Origin of the sequence: Breoghania sp. JC706 (assembly GCF_037026715.1) — a bacterium.
GTDB lineage: Bacteria > Pseudomonadota > Alphaproteobacteria > Rhizobiales > Stappiaceae > Breoghania.
Genome location: NZ_JBANCG010000006.1, coordinates 464,844 through 471,711 on the forward strand (window position 1 = coordinate 464,844; position 6,868 = coordinate 471,711).

General features: G+C 66.6%; 7 protein-coding genes. All 7 read right to left on the bottom strand.

The window, feature by feature from the left end:
- Positions 1-178: 178 nt before the first annotated feature.
- Positions 179-928, bottom strand: coding sequence for a TlyA family RNA methyltransferase (locus tag V2L18_RS15245; RefSeq protein WP_336179116.1), 750 nt, complete (start codon positions 926-928; stop codon positions 179-181).
- A 30-nt stretch (positions 929-958) separates the two neighbouring features.
- Positions 959-1,102 carry a hypothetical protein gene (locus V2L18_RS15250; RefSeq protein ID WP_336179117.1) on the bottom strand — a complete coding sequence of 48 codons (144 nt, stop codon included), beginning with the start codon at positions 1,100-1,102 and terminating at the stop codon, positions 959-961.
- A gap of 53 nt (positions 1,103-1,155) precedes the next feature.
- Complete coding sequence (locus tag V2L18_RS15255) at positions 1,156-1,776, bottom strand: SCO family protein (protein WP_336179118.1); 621 nt, start codon at positions 1,774-1,776, stop codon at positions 1,156-1,158.
- Positions 1,777-1,780: 4 nt separating this feature from the next.
- On the bottom strand, positions 1,781-2,362 hold the full coding sequence (locus tag V2L18_RS15260) for a copper chaperone PCu(A)C (RefSeq protein ID WP_336179119.1): 582 nt from the start codon (positions 2,360-2,362) through the stop codon (positions 1,781-1,783).
- A gap of 96 nt (positions 2,363-2,458) precedes the next feature.
- Positions 2,459-2,863 (bottom strand): hypothetical protein, encoded by a 405-nt coding sequence (locus tag V2L18_RS15265; protein ID WP_336179120.1) that lies wholly within the window; start codon positions 2,861-2,863, stop codon positions 2,459-2,461.
- Between the two features lie 69 nt (positions 2,864-2,932).
- Positions 2,933-4,399, bottom strand: coding sequence for an MFS transporter (locus V2L18_RS15270; protein WP_336179121.1), 1,467 nt, complete (start codon positions 4,397-4,399; stop codon positions 2,933-2,935).
- Positions 4,400-4,775: 376 nt separating this feature from the next.
- Positions 4,776-6,692, bottom strand: coding sequence for a 1-deoxy-D-xylulose-5-phosphate synthase (dxs, locus tag V2L18_RS15275; RefSeq protein ID WP_336179122.1), 1,917 nt, complete (start codon positions 6,690-6,692; stop codon positions 4,776-4,778).
- Positions 6,693-6,868 lie beyond the last annotated feature (176 nt).

Consider the following 6,868-nt stretch of genomic DNA (forward strand, 5'->3'; position numbering starts at 1 on the left):
ACCGTCATCACCCGGCTTCGTCCGGGTGATCCAACGCGTGCCCCGGATGCCGCTGCCAGCGGTGGATTGCCCGGACAAAGCCGGGCAATGACGAAGGATGGGACTGAACCTGAGGCATGGATGGGCGAGCCGGCGGGAACGACGAGCCCAAAAGACAAATAGCCCTCGCTCCAGGCCGTTAGCCCTCCTTCATCGCCCCCAGCAGGTATTCCCCGTTCCCGTCGCCGCCCTTGATGGGCGAGGGGACCATGCCGAGAACGTGCCAGCCGGGCGCCTCGTCAAGCCATCGCCGGATCTCTTCGGCCACGTCCTGCGCCACACCGGGATCGACCAGCCCGCCCTTGCCGATCCGTTCCTTGCCGGCCTCGAATTGCGGCTTGACCAGAAACAGGCCACGCGCGCCCGGCGCAGCCAGGCCGAGAGCCGGCGGAAGCGCCAGTTTCAATGAAATAAAGCTCACGTCGGAGACGATCACCTCCGGCGCGCCCGACAGGTGCTCGTCCGTGAGCGCGCGCGCATTGACGCCTTCCAGCGAATGCACGCGCGGATCATAGGCAAGCGAGGCGTGAAGCTGGCCGTGGCCGACGTCGATGGCATCCACGCGCGCCGCCCCGCGCTCCAGCAGCACCTGCGTGAAGCCGCCGGTGGAGGCGCCGATATCGAGGCACAGACAGCCCGCAACGTCGATCGCAAAGACATCGAGCCCGGCCAGAAGCTTCAGAGCCGCGCGCGAGACGAAGCCGGCGGCCGGGTCGTCGATGGAAATCCGCGCGTCCGCGGCAACCGTCTGGCCGGGTTTCGTCGCGGCCTTGCCGTCGATCCGCACATGTCCGCGCAGGATGGCATCGCGCGCCCGCGCCCGGCTCTCCGCCAGCCCGCGCTCCACCAGCGCCTGGTCCAGCCGCAGCTTCGCCGTCGTGTTCGTCATGTTCGGGTGTTTCTCAAGGGAAACGGGCCGTCAGCCGAAACAGCCGGCGATACCGTTCAGGAGGGACTGGACGAAGATCAGTTCGCCGTAACGCGCCCACAGCACGATCGTTGCGCCAAGAACGATCGCTCCCAGCGTTCCGATCACGGCCCATGTGGCGGGTGTTGCGGTCATCTCGTCCAGATCCCTTGTCTATCGCTCAAGTATAGCGCAGATGCGGACCGTCGTCAGCCTTGCGCCTTGCCGATGAGCTTTTGCAGCTTTTCCATGGCCACCTTGCCGTCCTCGCCGTAGGCGATCGTGCCCACGAAGCGGCCGTTGGCATCGAACAGGTAGAGGCCGGCGGAATGGTCCATGGCGTAGCCGCCGTCGTCGAGCGGCACCTTTCGGGCATAGACGCGATAGGCCTTGATCATCGCGTCGATCTGCTCGCGCGTGCCCGTCAGCGGCATGATGTGGTCGTCGAAGGCGGCGACATAGGAGGCCATCACGTCCGGCGTGTCGCGTTCCGGGTCGACGGTGACGAACACGTAGTGCAGCTTGTCGGCGTCGGGGCCGAGCTGATCGATCCAGCCCTGCAGCTCCGCAAGCGTCGTCGGGCACACGTCGGGACAGAACGTGTAGCCGAAGAACATCACCGTCGGCTTGCCCTTGAGGTCGGCCTCGGTGACCGTCTCGCCCTGGCCGTTTTCCAGCGTGAACGGGCCGCCGATCGCGGTGACCGGGGCGATCAGGCTGCGGCCGTCTCCCTTGGCGAAATAACTCCAGCCGGCAACCGCGCCGACGGCGAGAACGAGGGCGGCTACCGCCGCCCACGCCCCGTAACGGATGATCTTTCCAGCGCTCATCGTCTCACTGCTTCATGTCGTTGCTGCCGTGATCCATCTTCATCGGCATGCCGTCCTTGCCGGCCGTCTCGCCGTGCGCCGCGTGGTTCATGGCCTTGGCGTTGACCGGATCCTTCGCGCCGGGCTTTTCCACGGTCAGCCCGATCTCCACACTGCCCGCCTTTTCAAACGTGAGCGTGACGGGGATCGTCTCGCCTTCCTTGAAGGGCGTGGGCAGGCCCATCAGCATCACATGGTAGCCGCCGGGCTTCAGTTCCAGCGTGCCGCCGGCCGGAATTTCCAGCGGACCGTCGACGGGCCGCATCACCATGATGCCGTCCTTGACGGACATTTCGTGGATCTCGGTGCGCTTGGCGCGCGGCGAGGACGCGCCGACGAGCCTGTCGGCTTCCTTGCCCCCGTTGGTGATCTTCAGGAAGCCGCCGCCGGCAGCCGCCTTGCCGGGCGTCGCCCGCGTCCATGGCAGCTCGATCTTCAGATCGCCGACGGTGACGGGCTTGGGATGGGCAGCGGCGGTGAAGGCCAGCGGCAGGGAAAGAAAGGCGGAAAGCGCGGCAGCCGCCGCAAAAGAGAACAGGGTCTTCATGGAATGCTCCTCTGCACGGCGGCGTGGGGCCAACCCGTGCGAATAAACGTGACGGCGCCGCGGGATCGCGTGCGCTCGCGTGGGATCATGCGTTCGTCAGGCGTTTGCGGGAGGAGCCCGGATGCGGGTGTGGTCGGCGGTTTGCTGGACCAGCTGTCCGGCATCGGCCGGAATGGCCAGAATGTGAGAATGGGACGTTTCTGGCAGGGGCAGGGATGCAGCGCCGGCCGGCGGCGTGCAGGCGACTGCGCAGCCGGTGTGGTGGCAGGCGGCGCAAGGGCACAGGAACGCGGCCCAGGGCACGCCATTTACCGGCTGCGATCCACCGGTTTTCCCGGAACAGATGATGAGCGGGGAATTCGCAGCCAGCGCGTCGGCAGGCGCGAGCGCAAGCCCGATGAGGCCGATGACGACGCGCGCGAAGATGCCGACGGCCGCCAGCATCGACAGCGCGCTGCGTTCGCTTCTGAGCAGCTGAAGAAAGCCCGTCCGGTTTCTCATCGCGGGGCGGACTATGCGTCATTAGCGTCCGGGCGTCGAGAGCCCATCTCCCAACGGCAACAATTGTCCTCAGCGGGTTTTGCCGTCCATTCCGGCATCCCCCAGCGCATTGGCTGTTTGGCTTTCCGCTTCGGCCTCCCGCGCGGGCCCGTCTTGTTCCAGGGCGTCCGGAGCCGGTTCGTTGTGCGTGATATCGATCTGGTCCGGCAGATCGCCTTCCCAGGCCGTTTCCCAGGCTTCCGCCACCGCATCCGGATCGGGGGTGACGTGCGGCACGGGCGAGTATTCGGGTACCACCACGTGCGGGCTGCTCTCGTCGAGCAGCTCCGGCGTCAGCACGCCGCCGACCTGTGCGGTACCGGCCAGATCGAACTCGGTGTGCAGGCGGGCGGAGGGACGCTCGCGCATCTGCACACGGAAGATGATGTAGCCCGCCAGCACGAACATCACGGCGGAGATCATCGCGTAAAGCCCGCTTGGCCCCATCTGCGTCATCAGGAGCGAGGCGACGAACGGGCCGATGGTGGAGCCGATACCGTTGGCCAGCAGCAGGCCGGAGGACGTTTCAACGAAGCCGTCGGATTCCACGTGGTCGAAGGCGTGCGCGGCCGCGATCGAATAGGCCGGCTGAGAGGCGAAGCCGAGCACGGCGGCGCTGGCGATGGCAAGCGGCGCCGACGTCGGCTCAAAACCGGCGATAAGGGCTGCGACCGTGCCGGCTGCGAGCGCCAGCCCGATCAGCACGTAGCGGCGATCCATGCGGTCCGACAGTCGCCCGATCGGCCATTGCGCCACCGCACCGCCGAAGATGATGGCGGAGGCGAAATAGGCGACGTCGGCCTTGTCGAAGCCGATCTGGCGCGCATAGAGCGGCGCGAGCGTCCAGTTCGTGCCGTTGGCGAGCCCGACGAACAGGCTGCCGACGATGGCCGCCGGCGAGATCCGGTAGAGTTCCAACGGGCGGAAGCGGACGAAGGTGATCGGTGCGGGCTGCTGCGAGCGCGTCAGCGAGATCGGCACGACGGCCAGCGACACGGCGACGGAGGCGAGCACGAAGGCGGTGAAGCCCTCCGGGTCGATCACGGTCAGCAGCAGTTGTCCGCCGGTGATCGCGGCCAGATTGACGATGATGTAGGTCGACATCAGCGCGCCGCGGTTCTCGTTCGTGGCGCGTTCGTTCAGCCAGCTTTCCACGATCAGGTAGAAGCCGGCGAGCGTGAAGCCGTAGGCGCCGCGGATCACAGCCCAGGCGAGTGGCTCTGTGAGCACCGGATAGAGGATCGCACTTGCCGAACCGAGCGAGACGAGGGCCGCGAAGGCACGGATATGGCCGGCGCGCAGCACCGCATAGGGCGCCAGCACGCAGCCGAGCACGAAGCCGGCAAAATAGCTCGACGACATGCCGCCGATGGCGATGGCGGAAAAACCCTCGAGGTCCGCGCGCACCGGCAGCAGCGTTGCCTGCAGGCCGTGGCCGAGCAGCATCAGCGCTACCGAGAGCAGGAGGGCGGCGATCGGGTTGAGTGCTTTGGCCATGGTGCTCAGTCGATCGGATCGGACACGACACGAATGCCGGTCTGCGTGTCGGGCAGGGCGTCAGGGAGGAGGGGGAGAAGGGCTGTCGTGGTCATTGCGCAAAGCTCGTCCCCCGCTCCCGAAGGTCGCAGGATCGTTCGTGAAAGAGACGTCGGCGAGACTGGATGAACCGGGCCGCCGGACTTGACACCCTGTCGGGCCAGCGAGCGGAATTCCGCTCCGCGAGGCGCCGGCTTCGTTCCCGAAGGCGGCGGAATTACGGCGAATCGGAAAACAGCGGCCGCACACCTTCGCGCGTGGAGATAATCTGCCACGGGGATGGTGAAAATCGCTTTAATGCCGCGTGCGTGGTCTCAGCCACGGGCCGGCCGCCTCTTCAGGCGAGCCGTCCGACCTCCGCCGTATCGCGGCCCAGCGCCTCGAACACCCGGGTCACGATGCCCGTCGCGTCGAGCCCGGCGGCGGCATACATCGCATCCGGCTTGTTATGGTCGACGAAGCTGTCCGGCATCATCATGGTGCGCAGCTTCACCCGGCCGTCGAGCAGGCCTTCGTCGATAAGGAACTGGACGACATGGGTGGCAAAGCCGCCGATGGAGCCTTCCTCAACCGTGATCAGCACTTCGTGACCCGTGGCGAGCCTGCGCACGAGATCCGTGTCGAGCGGCTTGACGAAGCGCGCGTCCGCGACCGTGGTCGACAGGCCGCCCGCCTCCAGCATCTCCGCAGCCTCGATACAGGCGGCAAGGCGTGTGCCGAACGAAAGCAGGGCGACCTTGGTTCCCTCGCGCACGATCCGGCCGCGGCCGATCTCCAGCGGCTTGCCACGCACCGGCATTTCCACGCCCACACCCTCGCCGCGCGGATAGCGGAAGGCGATCGGCCCCTCGTCGAAGGCTGCCGCGGTGGCGACCATGTGCTTCAGTTCGGCCTCGTCGGCCGCCGCCATCACCGTGAAGCCGGGCAGCGAGGAGAGATAGCCGATATCGAACGAGCCGGCGTGGGTCGGGCCATCGGCGCCGACGAACCCGGCCCGGTCGATGGCAAAGCGCACCGGCAGGTGCTGGATCGCCACGTCATGCACGACCTGATCGTAGGCGCGCTGCAGGAAGGTGGAATAGATCGCGGCAAACGGCTTGAAGCCTTCCGTCGCCAGGCCCGCGGCGAAGGTCACCGCGTGCTGTTCGGCGATGCCCACATCGAAGGTGCGCTCGGGAAACTCCTTGCCGAAGATATCGACGCCGGTGCCCGAGGGCATGGCCGCGGTCACCGCCACGATCCTGTCGTCGTCATGCGCTTCCTGCGTCAGGCTCTCGCCGAAGACGCGGGTGTAGCTCGGCGCGTTCGGCGTCGGCTTGGCCTGCTTGCCGGTGATCACGTCAAAGCGCGCGACGCCGTGATACTTGTCGGAGGAATTCTCCGCCGGCTCGTAGCCCTTGCCCTTCTGCGTGACCACGTGGACGAGCACGGGCCCTTCCCGCGTGTCGCGCACGTTCTTCAGGACCGGCAGCAGGTGGTCCAGGTTGTGGCCGTCGATCGGGCCGACATAGTAGAAGCCGAGCTCCTCGAACAGCGTGCCGCCTGTGAAGAAGCCGCGTGCATATTCCTCCGCCCGGGCCGCGCCCTTCTGCAGCGGGTCGGGCAGCGCCTTGGCGACGCTCTTGGCAATCTCGCGCAGCGAATGGTAGGTGCGCCCGGAAACGAGCTTGGCGAGATAGCCGGACATGGCGCCGACGGGGGGCGCGATCGACATGTCGTTGTCGTTCAGCACCACCACGAGCCGCGACTTCAGCGCCCCCGCATTGTTCATCGCCTCGTAGGCCATGCCGGCCGACATCGCCCCGTCGCCGATCACCGCCACCACGTTGTTGTCGCGATGGTCCAGATCGCGCGCGACCGCCATGCCGAGCCCGGCGGAAATGGAGGTGGAGGAATGCGCCGTTCCGAACGGGTCGTAGGGGGATTCCGTGCGCTTGGTGAAGCCGGACAGCCCGCCCGGCTGGCGCAGCGTGCGGATGCGGTCGCGCCGGCCGGTCAAAATCTTGTGAGGATAGGCCTGGTGCCCGACATCCCAGATCAGCCGGTCGTCCGGGGTGTTGAAGACGTAGTGCAGCGCGACCGTCAGCTCCACGACACCCAGACCGGCGCCCAGATGGCCTCCGGTCTGCGAGACCGCGTCGATCATCTCCGCGCGCAACTCGTCGGCGAGTTGGCGAAGCTCCTGCGGGGCCAGACGCCGCAGATCTTCGGGTTTGCTGACCGTGTCGAGGAGGGGAGTTTCAAGCTGCGTCATCGCACGAATATGTGCCCGCTGGGTTCGAGGGAAAGGGCACGCTTACACCACGGCGCCAGCCTGCGCAATTGAAGCGAGCCGGCGGATGTCATTCCGCAGATGCGCAATCCGCCGTTTCCCCGCGATTCCGTAGCGATGATCGTCCCGAAAAACCAAAAATGCTAAATCATCCTGAT